This is a genomic window from Andreprevotia chitinilytica DSM 18519 (genome assembly GCF_000711875.1).
Taxonomy (GTDB): Bacteria; Pseudomonadota; Gammaproteobacteria; order Burkholderiales; family Chitinibacteraceae; genus Andreprevotia; species Andreprevotia chitinilytica.
In genome coordinates this window covers 73,302-91,035 of sequence record NZ_JONM01000015.1, presented here as the reverse complement: position 1 = coordinate 91,035, position 17,734 = coordinate 73,302, and the positions used below count along the sequence as shown (strand labels likewise).

At 61.9% G+C, this 17,734-nt stretch carries 14 protein-coding genes and 1 pseudogene; 3 read left to right on the top strand and 12 right to left on the bottom strand.

Annotated elements, in window-relative coordinates; all coding sequences use genetic code 11:
- Positions 1 to 319 precede the first annotated feature (319 nt).
- The 6 genes from BR41_RS25460 to BR41_RS17055 all read right to left on the bottom strand — a co-directional run bounded on the left by BR41_RS25460 (position 320) and on the right by BR41_RS17055 (position 7,723).
- The gene (locus tag BR41_RS25460; protein WP_211251786.1) at positions 320 to 1,816 is read right to left on the bottom strand and encodes a DUF3472 domain-containing protein; all 1,497 of its coding nucleotides are present in this window, start codon (positions 1,814 to 1,816) and stop codon (positions 320 to 322) included.
- Between the two features lie 245 nt (positions 1,817 to 2,061).
- Positions 2,062 to 2,442 (bottom strand): aspartate 1-decarboxylase, encoded by a 381-nt coding sequence (gene panD / locus BR41_RS17075; RefSeq protein WP_035059408.1) that lies wholly within the window; start codon positions 2,440 to 2,442, stop codon positions 2,062 to 2,064.
- Between the two features lie 132 nt (positions 2,443 to 2,574).
- Positions 2,575 to 3,123 carry a hypothetical protein gene (locus BR41_RS17070; RefSeq protein WP_035059406.1) on the bottom strand — a complete coding sequence of 183 codons (549 nt, stop codon included), beginning with the start codon at positions 3,121 to 3,123 and terminating at the stop codon, positions 2,575 to 2,577.
- A gap of 249 nt (positions 3,124 to 3,372) precedes the next feature.
- Positions 3,373 to 5,226, bottom strand: coding sequence for a ribonuclease catalytic domain-containing protein (locus tag BR41_RS17065; RefSeq protein WP_035059404.1), 1,854 nt, complete (start codon positions 5,224 to 5,226; stop codon positions 3,373 to 3,375).
- Between the two features lie 227 nt (positions 5,227 to 5,453).
- On the bottom strand, positions 5,454 to 6,470 hold the full coding sequence (locus BR41_RS17060) for a zinc-binding alcohol dehydrogenase family protein (protein ID WP_035059402.1): 1,017 nt from the start codon (positions 6,468 to 6,470) through the stop codon (positions 5,454 to 5,456).
- A gap of 158 nt (positions 6,471 to 6,628) precedes the next feature.
- Complete coding sequence (locus tag BR41_RS17055; protein ID WP_035059400.1) at positions 6,629 to 7,723, bottom strand: alkene reductase; 1,095 nt, start codon at positions 7,721 to 7,723, stop codon at positions 6,629 to 6,631.
- A gap of 99 nt (positions 7,724 to 7,822) precedes the next feature.
- Between BR41_RS17055 and BR41_RS17050 the strand changes: the two genes are divergently transcribed.
- The gene (locus BR41_RS17050) at positions 7,823 to 8,713 is read left to right on the top strand and encodes a LysR family transcriptional regulator (RefSeq protein ID WP_035059464.1); all 891 of its coding nucleotides are present in this window, start codon (positions 7,823 to 7,825) and stop codon (positions 8,711 to 8,713) included.
- Between the two features lie 473 nt (positions 8,714 to 9,186).
- Here the strand turns inward: BR41_RS17050 and BR41_RS17045 are convergent, their stop codons facing one another.
- The 6 genes and pseudogenes from BR41_RS17045 to BR41_RS17025 form a co-directional block, all read right to left on the bottom strand.
- Positions 9,187 to 10,653: a sigma-54 interaction domain-containing protein gene (locus BR41_RS17045; protein WP_281174017.1), complete on the bottom strand. Its 1,467-nt coding sequence runs from the start codon at positions 10,651 to 10,653 to the stop codon at positions 9,187 to 9,189.
- A gap of 40 nt (positions 10,654 to 10,693) precedes the next feature.
- Positions 10,694 to 11,605, bottom strand: a complete 912-nt coding sequence (gene miaA, locus BR41_RS23735; protein ID WP_035059398.1) for a tRNA (adenosine(37)-N6)-dimethylallyltransferase MiaA — start codon at positions 11,603 to 11,605, stop codon at positions 10,694 to 10,696.
- Between the two features lie 231 nt (positions 11,606 to 11,836).
- Positions 11,837 to 12,148, bottom strand: a pseudogene (locus BR41_RS24720) (endonuclease domain-containing protein); the annotation flags it as partial.
- 66 nt (positions 12,149 to 12,214) lie between these two features.
- Positions 12,215 to 13,003, bottom strand: a complete 789-nt coding sequence (locus BR41_RS17035) for a hypothetical protein (protein WP_035059396.1) — start codon at positions 13,001 to 13,003, stop codon at positions 12,215 to 12,217.
- A 1-nt stretch (position 13,004) separates the two neighbouring features.
- On the bottom strand, positions 13,005 to 14,966 hold the full coding sequence (gene mutL, locus BR41_RS17030; RefSeq protein ID WP_035059394.1) for a DNA mismatch repair endonuclease MutL: 1,962 nt from the start codon (positions 14,964 to 14,966) through the stop codon (positions 13,005 to 13,007).
- A 70-nt stretch (positions 14,967 to 15,036) separates the two neighbouring features.
- Positions 15,037 to 16,077: a DUF475 domain-containing protein gene (locus tag BR41_RS17025; protein WP_035059393.1), complete on the bottom strand. Its 1,041-nt coding sequence runs from the start codon at positions 16,075 to 16,077 to the stop codon at positions 15,037 to 15,039.
- Positions 16,078 to 16,191: 114 nt separating this feature from the next.
- Between BR41_RS17025 and BR41_RS17020 the strand changes: the two genes are divergently transcribed.
- Together BR41_RS17020 and BR41_RS17015 are read left to right on the top strand one after the other, a co-directional pair.
- Entirely contained in the window at positions 16,192 to 16,698 is a 507-nt protein-coding gene (locus BR41_RS17020) for a cyclic nucleotide-binding domain-containing protein (RefSeq protein ID WP_051711234.1), read from the top strand.
- A gap of 132 nt (positions 16,699 to 16,830) precedes the next feature.
- Entirely contained in the window at positions 16,831 to 17,691 is an 861-nt protein-coding gene (locus tag BR41_RS17015; protein ID WP_051711232.1) for a PIG-L deacetylase family protein, read from the top strand.
- Positions 17,692 to 17,734 lie beyond the last annotated feature (43 nt).

Sequence of the window (17,734 nt, the reverse complement as noted above, 5' to 3'; positions counted from 1 at the left end):
TCTCCTGATTAGTCTTGTTTTGTCTTGCTTTTAGTCTTGCCCTTGCCAGCGGACTAGCTGACTGGCGATGCGCAGCTTAACTTACGAAATCAACAAAAACAGCAAAGTCTGATATTTGGTACGGATGTCTACATGAAGCCGTCCAGGCCGCATTGCAGCTGGCTCGATTCAGCAAAGCAGACCGGGGACTTTTCTCCGTTGCACCCGCTGTATCAGCTGCGCAACACGTAGCCCGGACGCGTCGCGGCCGGGGCCTCACGGCCCCAAGTAGCGCCGTCACCCCGGCCGGCAAAGCCGTCCGGGCTACATTCAACGCCCACTACGGCAGCGTCATGCTCACCGAAGTCGGGCCGCCCGGCAGGTTGAGCGGCTGCCCAACCGCGTCGCCACCGGTGCTGAGCTTGAAGTTGCCGCTCTCGACGCCGAACTGGTAATTGCTGCAGATTTCGTTGTGCGTCGGCGTGTAGACGGCATCGCCACTGGCCTTGGTGACCTTCACCCACTGGTTGGTCGCTTTATCGCGGTATTGCACGTTGCCGAAATAGGCGATGCGGGCCGGGTTGGCGATGCAGTTGGCTTGGGCGTCCGACCAGTCCTCGACAAAGCCGGATGCGTACCAGGCGCTGACCGTGGTCGGATAGCGCAGGGTGGCGAATTTCTTGCGCACGCCATTGCTCATGTCGGTGAAGTACACCGTGTAATCGGTACGGCCGTCGGTGGTCGGATCGATGTCGACTTCGAAGCGATAGGCCACGTTCACCTGCGGCGTAAACGGCAGCAAGCACTGGATGCCGGTGCCCTCGCCGCCGAAGTTCTTGCAGGTGGTCGCCATGCCCTGGTCGATCACCGTTGGGCTCACGCCATTCACGTCCCACACCGAGAACAGCAGCTGCCCGGACTGGATGCCGGTATACGCACCCACCCAGTTGACCGCCGAATAGTAAGTGGTCGGACCCCAGGTTTGCGGGGTGACATCCACAGTGAAGCGGTCCCAAGTGCCGGTGCTCCAGTTGATGTGGATGGAGTTGGCGCGCGTCTGGTGCGGATACGCCTGGCCGGTGATCTGCGCCGTGCGTTGCGAGCCATCCTGATGCTGGATGCTGGCCGTTACCGCTTGCGAGCTGGCGGTGCCAGCCACCCACCACGCGCTGACGTTGCCGCTGGCGTCGCTCTTGTCACTGAGCGGGAAGACCCAGCCGCTGGCGGTGCCGTTCTGCGGCGTCCAGCTCACCTTGCAACCGGCCAGCGGACTACCGGCACGGGTGACTTGCACGGTGATCTTTTGCGGTTGATGCGTAGTGTTGGTGGTGGTCAGTGTCGGGTCGTACAAGGTGGCCGAATACACTGAACCGATGCGCGCTACGCCGGCACTGGTCGTCGTAGCCGTGATCACGCTGGCGTTGTCGCATCCGCTGGGGACGGGCGTCGGCGTCGGGGTAGCGGTTGGGGTCGGCGTAGGAACAGCCGTCGGCTTGGGAGTCGGCACCGGTGTTGGCGTTGCCGTGGGCTTCGGGGTTGGGGCCGGTGTTGCGGTTGGCTTTGGCGTGGGGGCCGGGGTGGGCGTCGCGCCAGTGGCTGCGCCCAATGTCAGCCAGACTTTGCCGCTGTATTGCGGGCCGGAATTGGTGGCGGGGCTATCGCCTTGCGTCCACCACTGCGCCTGATAGTTGTAACCCTGGAAGGTGACATATTCGCCACCGGTGTAGATCGTGGTGGCGCTCCATGCCGGATAACTCGCGGCATAAGCACTTGCAACGCAAACCGTGAGCGCAGCCGCGCCCAGCAGCCGCGTGCCCAGAACGGACATCGAAGCCATGTTCTCCTCCATCTTCCTGTTTGGTTTTATTGAATCTTTTATTGCCTGCAAAACTGTTTGAAACAGTTTTCAAGGCACCGGGAGAGTAGCCCACGACCCTGATGGAACAGGTCGTGCCCGACAGACGGCTGGGTGAGTGGTGGATTCACGCCACAACACGCCGCACATCAAAATGATGGACATAAAAACGGTGGGCATAAAAAAACCGGTTCATCGGAACCGGTTTTTTTATGCCCACGTTGCAATCAGGCCGTCTGGGTCGGAATGCCGCGATTCACCTGCGTGATCTTGTTGGCCGAATCCACATACACCAGCGATGGGTGATGGTTGGCGATTTCGGCTTCTTCATACTGGGCGAAGGTGGCGATGATCAACAGATCGCCAACCTGGGCACGCCGCGCCGCAGAGCCATTGACCGAGATGATGCCGGAGCCGCGCGCCGCCTTCAGCGCGTAGGTCGAGAAGCGCTCGCCATTGTTGATGTTCCAGATATCGACAGCTTCGAATTCGCGGATATTGGCGGCGTCGAGCAAATCCTCGTCGATGGCGCATGACCCTTCGTAGTGCAATTCGGCATGCGTGGCGGTCACGCGGTGAATCTTGGATTTGAGCATCGAGCGTTGCATGGCGAACCTCCGCCTGATCGGTAAACGGGATAGGGCTGGCGATTATAGCGGCTTGATTTGCCAAGCCAAGTGCCAATGACGCGGGCATCGGCGTTTGACCTGACCAGGCCAGGTTCGTTTAAACCTTGGCGATCAGAGCTTGTAGACCAGGCAGCCATCCAGCAGGAATTCCTGCGGGGCCAGCTTCTGGCCCAGCTCGATCCGCTCGAAGGCAAAGCGGCGGCCATCGACCAGCACCCAAGCCGGGATTGGCTTATCCAGGTAGCGGCCGATGACTTCTTCGCCACGCACGATGTGTTGCGGCGCAGGCGGCGGGGTGGGAATGGCTGGCGCAATGTCATCGCTTTCGGCTTGACGGCCAGCCGGTGGCAATTCGCGCTCGCCGTCCTGCAAGGGCAAACGGCGCAGGTACAAGCCGAATGCCCAAGTCGGAATCACCACGCGGCGCACCCGCTTGGCCGAGTCGATCACGCAGGCCACACCGAAGTTTTCGCCGCATTCCGGGCAATGTGCCTTCACGGCAATGGCGATGTGGTCATCGACCAACCGCGCCGCGCCTTCCATATCCTTGGCGTTGAGCATTGCGCCACAACGCACGCAGGGTTTGGAGAACTGGCGCACTTGTTCACCGTTGCGAAAACGGATAGGCAGCAGTTGGTTCAGCGGACGTTTGGGAAGCATGATTTTTTACTCGTTACTGCTCTGAATTCTGGAAACGAATCGGCACAATTGCGATACCTGACTACCAATTCTTACGGACGTACGGTCGAGTAGGATTTGCTGTTGCAGGACACCACGGGTGCGGCAACGCTGGAACGCTGCCGCTACCGTAGCCCGGACGGCTTGCCGGCCGGGGTGGATCATGTGGAGAGCCTCCCCGGCCGGGCAAGCCGTCCGGGCTACATGACCGCTATCACGCACGTTCTGGCATCAAATCGTGGCCATCCGGCACTCTACGTTCAGCTCCAGATAATCCACGCCAAGCCGTTGTAGTTTGACCGTGGTGCCGGCCGGCAATTCCGGCAGGCCACCCACGCGCAGCACCAAAGGCATGCCCTCGATCCGCACCAGGTTTTCCTTGATCACCGCGCCGGATAGCTCAACGATGTTTTCCTGCTCCAGATAGCGCAGGCACCAGTAGCGCTCCATCTTGTCCTGGAACTCGTTGTAGGCGGAATAGGCGGTATCGAAGCTGCCGATCACGGCGAACAACTCGGCGTCATTCTTGGCATAGCGTGGCTTTTCGTTGCGCACCATCGCGAGGATTTGCTGCTGGTTCACAAAGTCGACAGCGCGGCGCAACGGCGAACTGGACCATGCATAGCAATCCACGCCCAAGCCCACGTGCGGCCCAGCCTGCGTGGTCATGCGCACACGGCCTTGCGATTGGGTGCGATAGATCGCGGCGATTTCCGCCTGCTTCAGATCCTTGCCCCATTGGCTGTTGGCATGAATCATCATCTCGGCGACCAGCTTGTCCATCGGCGTGCCGCGTTTACGCGGCAGGATGCGCACGCGCTGGCTGCCGTCGCCCTGCTTGTCGACATAGAAGCTGTAATCGATCCGCACCGGCGCATTCGGATCATCCGCCCGGCCACGCCGCGCTTCGAGCGCGCCAGCCAGATGCCACAGGAAAGTCAGCTCCTGCTTCCACGGGTAATCGCCGCCATCGCGGCCAGCGGTATCTTCGTTGAAATGCACTTCGACATCGCCGTGGCGCAGGTTGGCGGCCACCGGCACCAGCTCGACCACCGAGCGATGCGAGAGGATGTCGTAACCGGGGCCGACTTCCAGATACATGCTCACTGCCGGCCGGGCGATGCCCGCTTCCAGCGTGAAAACGTTCACGGCAGCATCCGGCAACATGGTGATCTTGTCGCCGGGGAAATAAACGGTAGAGAGACGTTCCAGCAAGTGCTTGTCCAGCTCGCTGTCCGGCAGGATGCCCAGCGCCGGTGCGGCAATGTGAATGCCGACTTGCGTATTGCCGTTGGGCAGTTTCTTGAGGCTGAACGCGTCATCGATTTCGGTGGTGGTGGCGTCATCGATCGAGAACGCCTGCACATCCGCCACCGGCAGATCGGTCGGTGCGAACACCGGCTCGCTGGCCTCGAATTCGCGGCCCTTGGGGAAATATTCCAGCAGGAAGCCATCGAGGAAATACTGACCGGCATCCGGGATGGCGCCCACGCGCTCCAGCAGGCGCAACGGCGAGGTTTGCGCGGCATCGGCGGCCTGCGCCAACGCTTTCCACTCCATGCCGTTCTTGTCCGGGCGATGCAGCAGATTCTTGATCTTGGGCAGGAAGGCTTCCGGCAGCGTGCCGGCGGCCAATTCGGCCTGCCAGGCCGCCATCTGCTCGGCTTCGCGCTGTTTGCGCTCCAGGCCAGCCTTGGCGGCTTTCAGATTCTCTTCGGGTGCGGGTTTGTAGTGGCCGCGCCCCTTCTTGTAGAAGTACATCGGGCTGCCGGACACGCGCAGCAGCACGGCGGCTTGTTGCGGGGCGGAGGGCTTTTCGCCGAAGTAGTCGGCAGCGAGGGCCTCGAAGGCGAATTCGGCATCGCCACAGACTTCCCACAGGAAATCGGTATCGATCTCGGCCGCGAGCGCTTCGGCTTCCTTCAACAGCGACGCCGGGTCGGGCTGGTTGAAATGCAGCAGCACATTGGCGGACTTCACCTTGCTGCGCTTGCCGCGCACGTCTTCCACCATGAGGCTGGCCGGTTGGGTTTCCTTGACCGTGGCGACCTTGAAGCCGCCGTCTTCCTCGTAAAAAACGTGCATGTGCAAACCCGACAGAAAAGGGCCGGATTATACAACAGCCATGCGGCCTTCCGCTTTAAAAACCGCTGGAAAATCAATGCCTGGAGGTTTCGGGCCTCCCCCTTTTTGAAGGGGATTGTGAGCGTGCGAATCTTTGATTCGCTCAGCCAGAGGATTTCGACGTCATTGCAACTTGAGATGCCGCAGAAATCCCCCCTACCCCCCTTCGAAAAGGGGGGAACCCAAAATCAAAACCCGGCCAAAACAATCTTCCCGATCATCTTCCCCGCCTCCAGCGTCGCATGCGCGTGCTTGAGATTGGCGGCGTTGATGACGCCGTAATGCGCGCCGACGGTGGTTTTGATCTTGCCGCTGTCGATCAGCGTCGCTATTTCATTCAGCAGCTTGTGCTGCTCGATCATGTCCGGCGTCTGGAACATGGCACGGGTGAACATGAACTCCCACACGAAGCCGGCACTCTTGGATTTCAGCGCATCCAGCCGCAACGGCCGGGTATTTTCAACGATGGTAGCAATCATGCCCTGCGGCGCGATCAGCTCGGCCAGCGCGGGGAAATGGGCGTCGGTATCGTTGAAGCACAGGGCGTAATCGACATACTGGTGCCCCAGCGCCCGCACCTGTGCCACCACGTCACCGGTGTGATCCACGGTCGCATCCGCACCGAGCTGTTTCACCCATTCACGCGACTCCGGCCGGGATGCGGTCGTGATGATCTTCAGGCCAGCCAATTCCTTGGCAAGCTGGATCGCAATCGAGCCGACACCGCCTGCGCCGCCGATGATCAGCACCGTCTTGCCCGCATCCGCACCGGTTTTACTGATGCCCAAGCGATCGAATAACGCCTCCCACGCGGTGATCGCGGTCAACGGCAAGGCGGCGGCATCGGCGAAGTTGAGGCTGTCCGGCTTGTGCCCAACGATGCGCTCGTCCACCAATTGATACTCGGCGTTGCTGCCCGGCCGGGTGATATCGCCGGCGTAGAACACCGCATCGCCCGGTTTGAACAAAGTCACCTCCGGCCCGACCGCTTCGACGACGCCAGCCGCATCCCAGCCCAGCACACGCGGGGTGGTTTCGACCTTGTCCTTGGGCGAACGCACTTTGTAGTCGACGGGATTGACGGCGATGGCTTCGATTTTCACCAGCAGATCGCGGCCGGTGGCTTGTGGCTTGGGGAGGTCGACATCCAGCAAGGCATCCGGGTGATCAATCGGCAGGTAATGGGTCAGGGCAACAGCTTTCATGGTGGATCTCCAACTTCAAAGTGCTGAAAAACAAAATCTGCAAACACAGCGAATGACGAGCTTTCTGTAGGAGCGAGCTTGCTCGCGATAGCGGCATTTCAAGCATCGCCATCGCGAGCAAGCTCGCTCCTACATGCAGCTGGCGGTATGCGTCGCGCTCACGTTGCGTATGCAGGGTAAGTCACGTACCCCTTGCCATCGCCACCGAATAAGCTGGCTGGATCAAGCGCCGCCAGCGGCCAGTTCTGATTCAGGCGGGCGGGCAAATCGGGGTTGGCAACGAAGGGCCGGCCAAAGGCCACCAGATCGGCCCAGCCCGCTTCAAGGATGGATTCAGCGCGCAACTCGTCATAACCACCGGCGACGATGATCGTGCCGCCGAAGCGCTGCCGCAGTTGCACGCGGAAGTCGTCGGGAATCTTCGGCGCGTCGTCCCAGTCGGCTTCGGAAAGGTGGATGTAGCTCACGCGCCCGTCCAACCATGCGCTCGCCAGCAGCATGGTGTCGATGATTTCCGGGTCTGCCATGTCTTTGAAGGTGATGAACGGTGCCAGGCGCAGGCCCACGCGTTCCACGCCGATCTCCTCCGTCACCGCAGTCACGACTTCCTGCAAGAAACGCAGCCGCTTTTGCGCACTGCCACCGTAGTCATCGGTGCGCAGATTGGAGGTGGTACGCAGGAACTGGTCGATCAGGTAGCCATTCGCGCCGTGGATTTCCACGCCATCGAAACCGGCCGTCATGGCATTGCGGGCGGCGATGCGGAAGTCTTCGACGATATCGGCGATTTCCTCCACCGCCAGCTCGCGCGGCATGGAGCAATCGACCATGCGGCCTGCGCCATCGTCGCCAACGATCCACACCTGCGTGCCCTTGGGCTGGATCGCGGAGGGTGCAAGCGGCTGGCCGCCATCATGAAAGATCGCGTGCGATACGCGGCCGACATGCCAGAGCTGCAGATAAATCCGACCGCCAGCCGCATGCACGGCATCGGTCACTTTGCGCCAGCCGTTCACTTGCTCGGCAGAGTGGATGCCCGGCGTGAACGAGTAGCCCTGCCCGCTCGGGCTGATCTGCGTCGCCTCGGTCACGATCAGGCCGGCGCTGGCACGCTGCGCGTAGTACTCCGCCATCAGTGCGTTCGGCACATTGCCCGGCTGGCTGGTGCGCGCCCGCGTCATCGGGGCCATGACGATGCGGTTTGGCAGGCTGAGATGGTTCAGCGAATAGGCACTGAAAAGGCGACGGCTCATGGCGAGGTTCCTGTGTGGAAAAGCATGCCGCATGGTGCGCCTGTATTTCCCCATGAAAAAGCCGATAATTCGCAAAACATTATCAACAACTATTTATCAATGGCTCACGAATTACCGGGTTGGGACTGGTTCCTGCGCATCGTCGAACGCGGTTCGATCTCCGCCGCTGCACGCGATCTGAACCAGACGCCGGCCGCCCTCTCGATCGCTCTGAAACGGCTGGAAGCCCAGCTTGGCGCGCGTTTGTTTCAGCGCAGCACGCGCCGGCTCACGCTCACGGTGGAAGGCGATATCTGGTACCGCAGCGCCCGCGCCGCGCAGGATGCGCTCAATGCCGGGCTGGATGAGCTGGCCGGCAGCCGTGGCGAATTAGCCGGCACACTGCGCATTTCCGCGCCCTCCGATTTCGGTCGCCAATACGTGCTGGGCTGGCTGGATGAGTTTTGTAGATTGCATCCGGGCATCGTGCCCATCGTGGCGCTATCGGATCGGGTGGACGACTTGATCGCAGATTCGCTGGACATCGCCCTTCGCGCCGGCGCACCGAAAGACGCCAACGTGATCGCCACGCCGCTCGCGCCGGACAACAACCGCATCCTGGTTGCCAGCCCGGATTACTGGGCACGACGCGGCATGCCGCAAACACCCGCCGAACTGGCGCAACACACCTGCCTTGCCTACAGCATCCGAGATACGCCGCACGTGAGTTGGCGTTTTGTGCGTGGGTCGGAAATCGAGACCGTCACGATCATGCCCGCGCGGCACGCCAACGATGGCGCAGTGGTCAGCGAATGGGCACGGCAGGGTTGGGGCGTGGCTTATAAATCACGGCTGGATGTAGCGGGCGATCTGGCGACGGGCCGGCTGGTGGCGGCGCTGACGGATTGGGCGGGAGAGGCATCGCCGCTTTATCTCGTGCGCAGCGGCAGCAGGCAGGTATTGCCACGGGTGCGGGCGTTTTGGGATTTTTGTCTGGCGAAGATGCGGTGAGGGTTGGGAAGCCTGTTCGCTTGTGGGGAAGGGTCAGGGAGAGGGTGGTGAAAAGGATACGGCCCGCGGTAGTGCCCTCACCCCCGGCCCCTCTCCCACAAGTGGGCGAGGGGAGAAAAACCAAGGCGCGGCGCAACATGAAACGCCGCCGCATCAAACAAAGTCCCCCTCTCCTTCACAGGAGAGGGCCGGGGTAAGGATGGTCTGCCCCCTTTCAAAAGCGCCCCGCCAGCCAGACCGGCACGGGGGTTTCGGGGATCGAGTGTTTGAGGGCCTTGGCCCGAGTTTTCGATTCCCGCCCGTGACGGGCTGGCTGGGGCATCTGGCGCTTGCGCCAGACGCTTTTGCAGGGTCGCCTTGGGATTGTTAAGGGGCTTGGCGAGACAAGCCCCTTAACCCGTCCGCGCGGCGGAACGCGCTGTAAAGCTTTTACCCGCGCCGAAGGCGCATAAACGAACGAAAGCGAAAAAACCTCACCTCGCCCCAATCCCCAACACCGCCATCTTCTTGTACAACGTCGCCCGCCCGAGCCCCAGCCGCGCCGCGGCCTCAATCACCCGGCCTCCACAAGCCTGCAAGGCATCGCGAATCAATTGGGCTTCAAAGTGCGCCATCGCCTCGGCATGGCTCACGCCAACGGCCAGTGGCTCAGCGCGTGCGGCGGCCGGGTTGATCAACGGCAACAGGTCATCAATACCGAGCGAAGCGTGATCACTCAGCATCACCGCTCGCTCCAGAATGTTGCGCAGCTCGCGCACATTGCCGGGCCAGCCGTAGGTGCGCAGGAAATCAACCGCCGGGGAATCGATCCCACGCCGCCCGCCGCCATCGACCGCAGCCATGCCAGCCAGAATGACCTCGCACAATGCATCAAGATCACTCAAGCGCTCGCGCAGCGGCGGTACGTTGATCGACAACACGTTGAGTCGGTAGAAGAGGTCCGCCCGGAAAGCGCCAGACTCGACCAGATTGGCCAGTCGGGTCGAAGTAGCGGCGATGATGCGGACGTCCGAGCGGATCACCCGGTTGGAGCCGAGCGCCTCGAATTCCTTGTCCTGCAGCACGCGCAGCAGTTTGGCCTGCAGTGACAGCGGCATATCGCCGATTTCATCGAGGAACAGCGTGCCGCCATCGGCGAGCAGGAATTTACCGACACGACCCTTTTTATCCGCGCCGGTATACGCGCCGGCTGCTGCACCGAACAACTCGGCCTCCAGCAAGGTATCGGGGATCGCCGCCATGTTCAGCGTCACCAGCGGCTTGTTCGCCCGCCGCGATGCGCTATGGATCGCGTGCGCCAGTACTTCCTTGCCGGTGCCGGTTTCGCCCAGCAGCAACACGGGGGAATCCATCAGCGCAGCACGTTGCGCCTGCCGCTTTACTTCGCTACTGGCTGCGCTGCTACCGATAAAACTGTCGAAGGAATACTTCGCCCGCCGCGCCTGCGCCAGTGACTCACGCGTGGCCACCAGCTCTTCGTTCAGCCGGGAGAACTTGGCCACCAGCGGCGATAGCGATTCGATCTCGTCGAACAGCGCGAAGCCGATTGCACCGATCACCTGCCCGGCTTCGCCAGTCAGCGGCAAGCGCGTCACCACCAGCGATTCGCCCTGCGTCTGCATGATGTCCAGCAGCATTGGTCGGCCGGTGCGAACTACGTCGCGCAACAGGCTGGTCGGGATCACTTCCTCGACCGGGCGACCAATCGCCTCGGCGGGGTTCTTGAAACCAAAGCGGTCGGCATAGCGGGCGTTGATCCAGACCACGCGGGCGTTGGCATCGACGATGACCGTGCCTTCGCAAAAGCGCTCGAAGGTCCGAAACAAGGACTGGATCGCCCAGCCACGCACGCTTTCGTAATCGGTGAGTTGTTCGTCCCGCATCGGCTCGGGCGGAGCGAGCAGCTCGTCGTTGGCATCGGAAGATGGAAGAGCAGACATGCGTTGATCCGTGGCGGGATTGATCGGAAGCGCTTCTAGTCTAGCGCTCCAGCCAGTTGCGCACGTTCTCGGCAACGACTATCGGCAAATCCGGCTGCAGACAATCGATGGCCTCGACATCATCCATGCCACGTAGCCAGGTGAGCTGGCGCTTGGCGAGCTGGCGGGTGGCAGCAATGCCCTTCTCACGCATCTCTGCCGCATCGACGAGGCCGTCGAGGTGTTCCCATGCCTGTCGGTAACCGACGCAACGCATCGACGGCAGATCGAGCGATAGCGTGTATTTCTCTCGCAGCATGCGTACTTCGTCCAGCAAACCCTGCTGGAGCATGGTGTCGAAACGCAGCGCGATACGCTCGTGCAGCACCTTGCGGTCAGACGGCGTGAGCGCGAGCTTGAGCAAGCGGTATGGCAATGCGTTGGCGGTCGGTTCGGCCAGCAGTTCGGACATCGGTTTGCCGGCCAGCATGCAGATTTCCAGTGCGCGCTCGATGCGCTGCTGGTCGTTCGACTTGAGGCGCTCAGCGGTCGCCGGATCCAGCAGCGCCAGCTTGGCATGCATCGCCGGCCAGCCAATCTGATCCGCCTCGGCGTGCAATTGCGCCCGCAATTCCGGGCTGGCCTGCGGCAAATCGTGGATGCCGTGCTGCAGCGTGTTGTAGTAGAGCATCGTGCCGCCGACCAAAACCGGCACCTTGCCGCGGGCGGTGATATCCGCCATCAGACGCAAGGCATCGTCACGGAATTGGGCAGTGGAATACGCGGCTTCCGGGCTGATGATGTCGATCAGGTGATGCGGCGCACGGGCGAGTTCTTCGGCACTCGGCTTGGCGGTGCCGATGTCCATGTCCTTGAACACCAAGGCGGAATCGACCGAGATCAGCTCGATGGGCAGGCCGGATTCGATCAGGTGGATCGCGCTGGCGGTCTTGCCGCTGGCGGTCGGGCCCATGAGGAAGATGGCGGGGGGAAGGTGATTGGCTTGTAGTGCGGCGAAATTTTGAAGCGACGTCGAAATCCCCCCTAGCCCCCCTTCGAGGAAGGGGGGGATGGTATCGCTGGCAGATTCCAGTGCTGTTGACTTGGCCACCAGCCTTCCCTCCCCCCTTTTCGAAGGGGGGTTGGGGGGGATTTCTGCAATGTTCGCAAGTTCGACCATCCGTGCATCCATCGCTGACTTGATCGCTTCCAATACCGCCGCCGTCTCCAGAAGCACCTGCCGATTGTCAAAACGCAGTACGTGCACCCCCATTCGCTCAAGTGCAGCTGTGCGCTGACCGTCGGAATGCAACCCAGCATCTGCAAAGTGCTGAGCGCCGTCCACCTCGATAACCAGCTTTGCCTCATGGCAGTAGAAATCAGCGACAAAATCGCCCAGCGGTTTCTGTCGATTGAATGTCGCCCCTAGCTGGCGTCCACGCAGTCCACACCATAACCGCTGTTCCGCATCGGTCATGCGTTGCCGTAACTCACGCGCCACTGGTTTCAAGTCCATGCGATAGAGCGTCACCACAGTACTCGCAGAATGAATCCGGAATGAATATGAAGAAACTCGCCATACTCACCGCCCCAACCACCGCATCAACCAGCTCGCCCCAAACGCCGCGCCCATCGCAATGGCCGCCGTCGGCACCGCCGCCCACGCGCCCAACATCGCCGCCAGCCACGGCAGGGCGAAGAAGCTCACGCCCGTGCCGACCAGCCCGGTCAGAAAGCCGCGCAATTGCACCAGCACGGCATCCCGCCCGGAGTTGGCGAGTGTGAATGCCGGGATCACCGTGGCGATGATCGGGCCGGGGGAGAGGATGCCGGTGAGCGCCGGGCCAAGGAGTTGCGTGGCGGTGCTGAGCGTGAGGATCAGCAAGAAGGCCGCCATCATCCGCGCAGCCAGTTCGATGCGCGGCAGCGGTACGTTGCGCGGCGGGGCGGCGGGTTTGGGGATCAGGAAGCGGGCAGCGAACAGCAGGCCAAATGGCGCGGCAATGCCAAGCGGCAGGTTGTGGGCTAGGCCGCCCACGCTGAGCGCGAGCGCGGTGAGCAGGTACACCGTCCAGCCACACAGCAACATGCCGGCCCAGCCGAAACGTTTACCGGCGAACCAGCGGCTGGCGACCCCCAGCGTGATGAAGTAGGCGATGTTGCCCCACAGCCCGACTGGCGTGGCGCTGGCGACATTCAACGCGTAGGCCTGGCCGAACTCCAGCCACACGGCGGCAATCACGCAGGCGGCGACCAGCGGCATGCCGCCGAGCAAGCCAGCCACCGCCGGCCCCCAGCGTTTACCGGCGAGACTGGCCGCACCGACGACGACCGGGCCGGCAAAGAGTTTGACTGCGATGATGCCGTACATGTCATTGCCCCCGCATGAAGAGGCCGTCCAGCTCTTTCATCGTCAGCCGGAACCACGTCGGCCGGCCGTGGTTGCATTGGCCGGAGCGCTCGGTGGCTTCCATTTCGCGCAGTAGCGCGTTCATTTCCGGGATGGTGAGCGCCCGGTTGGCGCGCACCGCGCCGTGGCAGGCCATCGTCGCCAACAGTTCATTGCGGCGGCCGGTGAGCACTTGGCTCGCGCCGACTTCGCGGATGTCTTTCAGCACCGATTTGGCGAGTTCGACCGCATCGGCATCCTTCAGCAACAGCGGGATCGAGCGCACGGCCAGTTGCGTCGGCGAGGTGGCGGAGAGGTCGAAGCCAATGCTTTTGAGTGCTTCCTGGTGATCTTCCACCGTCGCGACATCAAGCCGATCCGCCGCGAACACGTGCGGGATCAGCAGCGGCTGCATCGGCATCTGGTCGAAATCGAGCGCGGTCTTGAGTTTTTCGTAGACGACGCGTTCGTGGGCGGCGTGCATATCCACCACGATCAGCCCTTCGGCGGCTTGGGCGAGCACATAGACGCCGTGGAGTTGGGCGATGGCGAAGCCGAGCGGTGGGATGCCGGTGTCCGAGGCTTGAAGCGGCGCAGAAATCCCCCCCCGCCCCCCTTCGTAAAGGGGGGAGTAGGCTGCGTTGCCTTGAAATGCCCTTGGCTCAAGCGAGCTAATTCCCCCCTTCTCTGTGCCGTGCGAATCTTTTGATTCGTTCAGGTATAGGGGGTTAGGGGGGATTTCGATCCCGCCCGAATAATCACCATCAGCTCGCCGCAAATCCCCAAACATCCGCTCATACAACGCCATCGGCTCCTGCGCCACCGGCAGTGGCATCGGCTGCTGGCTATATGCCCCGCGCGCCACCAGATCGGCATAGGTTTGCGGGCGTTGCACGTTGGGCGTCGGTGCCATCACTTCGCCGGTTTCCGGATCGATGCCAGCCGGCACGGCCCCCGCCTTGGTAGCGGAGAGCGCCTTGGTCAGCGATGCCAGCAGGAAGCGATAAATCGCCCCGCTCTCGCGGAAGCGCACTTCGATCTTGGTCGGGTGCACGTTGACATCCACGCCGTCCGGGTCGAGCTCGAGGAACAGGCAATAGGCGGCGTGGCGGTCGTGGTGGAGTACATCGCGATAGGCTTCACGTAGCGCGTGCTGGATCACCTTGTCGCGCACGAAGCGGCCATTCACGAAGAAGTACTGCGCATCGCGGCTGGATTTGCCCAGCGTCGGGCTGCCGGCCAGACCGGACAGGCGCAGCGGGCCGGCGCGCTCGTCGATGGCGACGGCGGTTTGGGCGAATTCGTCGCCCAGTACGGCGGCGCAACGCTTGAGCATGTCGCCCCGCATCAGCCGCATCGAAGCACGGCCGTTGTGAATCAGGGTGAATTGCTTGTCCGGATTGGCGAGCGCCAGCCGGTTGACCATTTCGGCGCAGTGGGCGAATTCGGTCGAATCGGATTTGAGGAATTTGCGCCGGGCGGGCAACTGGTAATAGAGGTCGTGCACTTCAATGGTGGTGCCGACGGCCAGCGCAGCCGGCTCGGCCTCGGTCAGCCGGCCGTGATCGGCTTCGACGCGCCAGGCGTGACCATCCCCTTCGAAGCGACTCGTGAGCACCAGCCGCGACACGGACGCGATCGATGCCAGACCTTCGCCACGAAACCCCAGCGTTGCCACCCGCTGCAGATCATCGAAATCTCGAATCTTGCTGGTGGCGTGGCGATGCAGGGCGAGGGCGATATCGTCTTTCTCGATCCCGCCGCCGTCGTCGATCACCTTGATCAGTTTGCTGCCCCCCGCCACCAGTTCGACATTGAGGTTCTGCGCGCCGGCATCAATGCTGTTTTCCAGCAATTCCTTGAGCGCATTGGCCGGGCGCTCGACCACTTCGCCGGCGGCGATCTGGTTGACGAGCGTATCGGAGAGGACCTGGATGCGGGGCATGGGCGGGGCACGGACGGGGAAAGCGGCATTATATCGCCGCATGTCGCCCGCATCGCCCCGGAAGTTGCGGTCAATCTGCTTGCTTGCGCTCCCACCACGAATGGATAGCAGCAAAAACGATCAGCACCGCCGCGATACCGCCAGTGAGCGCCTCCGGCACGTGCCACTTGGCAGCCAGCAACATCACCGTCGCCAGCGCGCCAATCGCCCAGAACGCGCCGTGCTCTAGATATTTGAAATGCGCCAGCGTGCCCTTGTAAACCAGCAAGAGCGTGAACGAGCGCACGAACATCGCACCGATACCGAGGCCAATGGCGATCAGGAAAATGTTCTTGGTCAGCGCGAAGGCACCAAGCACGCCATCGAACGAGAACGACGCATCCAGCAGCTCCAGGTAGATGAAGCCGCTCCAACCCAGCTTGGCGCTGGCCGTTTCATCGCCGACCAGCTTGCCGATGCCATCCACCAGACTATGCACGATCACGCCCCACAGGCCGGCAATGAGGAAACGGTCACCCTCTTCGTGCGGCAGGATGGAGGCAATGCCGAGCAGGATCAGCAAGGTGAGCAGGATGGCGGCGAGATCGAGCTTGCCGATGCTGGACAGCAGTTTTTCCACCGGCTTGAACCAATGTTCGTCCTTGTTCTGGTTCAGGAAGTAGCCCCAGAACACCAGCATCAGGAACGCCCCACCAAAGGCCGTCACTTCGATATGGGCTGATTGCAAGGTGGCGGCGTAGCGGTGTGGATTGGCGATGGCGAGCGACAGCACATCGGTTGCTGGCCATTGGCCGCTACTGAACCACTGCCACAGCGAGACCGGGCCGGGCAACGGCGCGGCATGGATGATCACGCCAACGATCAGCAGCGGAAACAGCACGCGCATGCCAAAGACGGCCACCAACATGCCCCAGGTCACGAAACGGTGCCGCCATTTTTCATCCCAATGCTTCAGGACGGAGGCATTGACGACGGCGTTATCGAAGCTGAGACTGGTCTCCAGTAACGCCAGATTGAAAGCCAGCCATAAGCCGGTCAGACCACCCGCCAACCAGGCCAGCGACAGGCCAGCGGCGGCTACAATCAAGGCATCGCGAAAATATTTGAGCATCGTTTTTTCCGATCGACGGTGCTGCATTATGCTTGCGCGGCGGTGGGTCCGCGGCGCTGCAGACGATAATGAATGTAAGCGTTGGACAACTCAACAGAGCCTTAGGAGCGTGCAATGCGCCATGACGCCAGCCTCGACCATCGCGAATTGACAGGCATCGGCACGACTTACAAAAGCGAGATCTGTGGTTACCTGAACCAGATCCCGCTGACACAGGATCTCGACCAGATCGAGCTGGATGCGCTGGTCGACAGCATCCGCACCTATTTGATCCCCGCCGGTGAAGTGCTGTTCAAAGAAGGGTCACCCGCTGGCTATCTTGGCATCGTGCTGCAGGGCAAGATGCGGGTCGAAAAACGCAACGACAGCGGTGAAGCGCGCGAACTGTACCTGATGGGGCCGGGCAAGGTGTTCGGCGAAATGGCCATCGTCGATCAGGAGCCGCGCTCCGCCACGCTGATCACCATCGACGAATGCGTGCTGGCCGTGCTCTCTCGCGACAATTTCACGCGCTTGTGCCAGGACAAACCCGGTATCGGCGTGAAGCTGCTGCTGAAAATCAGCCGCGTGCTGTCGCAGCGTTTGCGGCGGATGAGCGGGTTGCTGGTGGATCGGATCTAACACCCTGCCGAGTCTGGCCCCAATCTGATGACGTTTGGATCAGTACGGTCAATCCCCTATACTCCAACGCACTAATCCGGCGTGCCCAAGCACCTGTTAAAGCCGCCGACCTTCCCCCGCACGGAGCCCCGCATGAGCAATCCATACATCGACCTCGTCAAGGCGCACGACGCGCTGCTGCAGAAAAAAGACGCCCCATTGTTCAGCACACTCGACGGCCTCACCCGCCCGAGCGCGGCCAAAACCGCCGCCGACGCGCCTGTCGTGATGATCTTCGCGCCCCACCCGGACGACGAATGCATCATCGGCGCACTGCCGCTGCGTCTGGGCCGGGAAGCAGGTTTCAAGGTCATCAACGTGGCGGTCACCCAGGGCTCCAACCTCAAGCGCCAGCCAGAACGCTGGGCCGAACTGGCCAATGCCTGTGACTACCTGGGTTGGGATTTGCTGGAAACGATTCCGGGCGGGCTGATGAGCGTCTCCCCGAAAACCCGCGACGCCGAACCGGCTGCGTGGGCAGAAAAGGTCTCGGTCCTGGCCGCGCTGATCGAAGAACACAAACCGACTGTTTGCGTGTTCCCGCACGACAACGACTACCACTCGGCCCACATCGGCACCCATTACCTCGCGGTCGATGCGCTCAAGGCAGCCAAGCATAGCTGCGTGGTCGCGCTGACCGAGTTCTGGCGGCAGATGGATGCGCCGAATGCGCTGATCGCCACCAACAACAGCGATACCACTGACCTGATCACGGCGCTGGCCTGCCACGTGGAAGAAGTCCGCCGCAATCCGTACCACCTGCGTCTGCCGGGCTGGATGGCCGACAACGTGCGCCGTGGCGCGGAAGTCTGTGGCGGCCAAGGCGCTGCTGCACCGACATTCAGCTTCGGCACGATTTACCAAGTGACGCAGTTCGATGGCAGCAAGCTGCAGCCGACGGACAAGAAGTTCACGATTGGTGAAGGCGACGATATCAAGGCTGTGCTGGGCTGATTGGGTCTGGCAGTGTCGTAAACAAAAGCCCCGTGCGATGAGC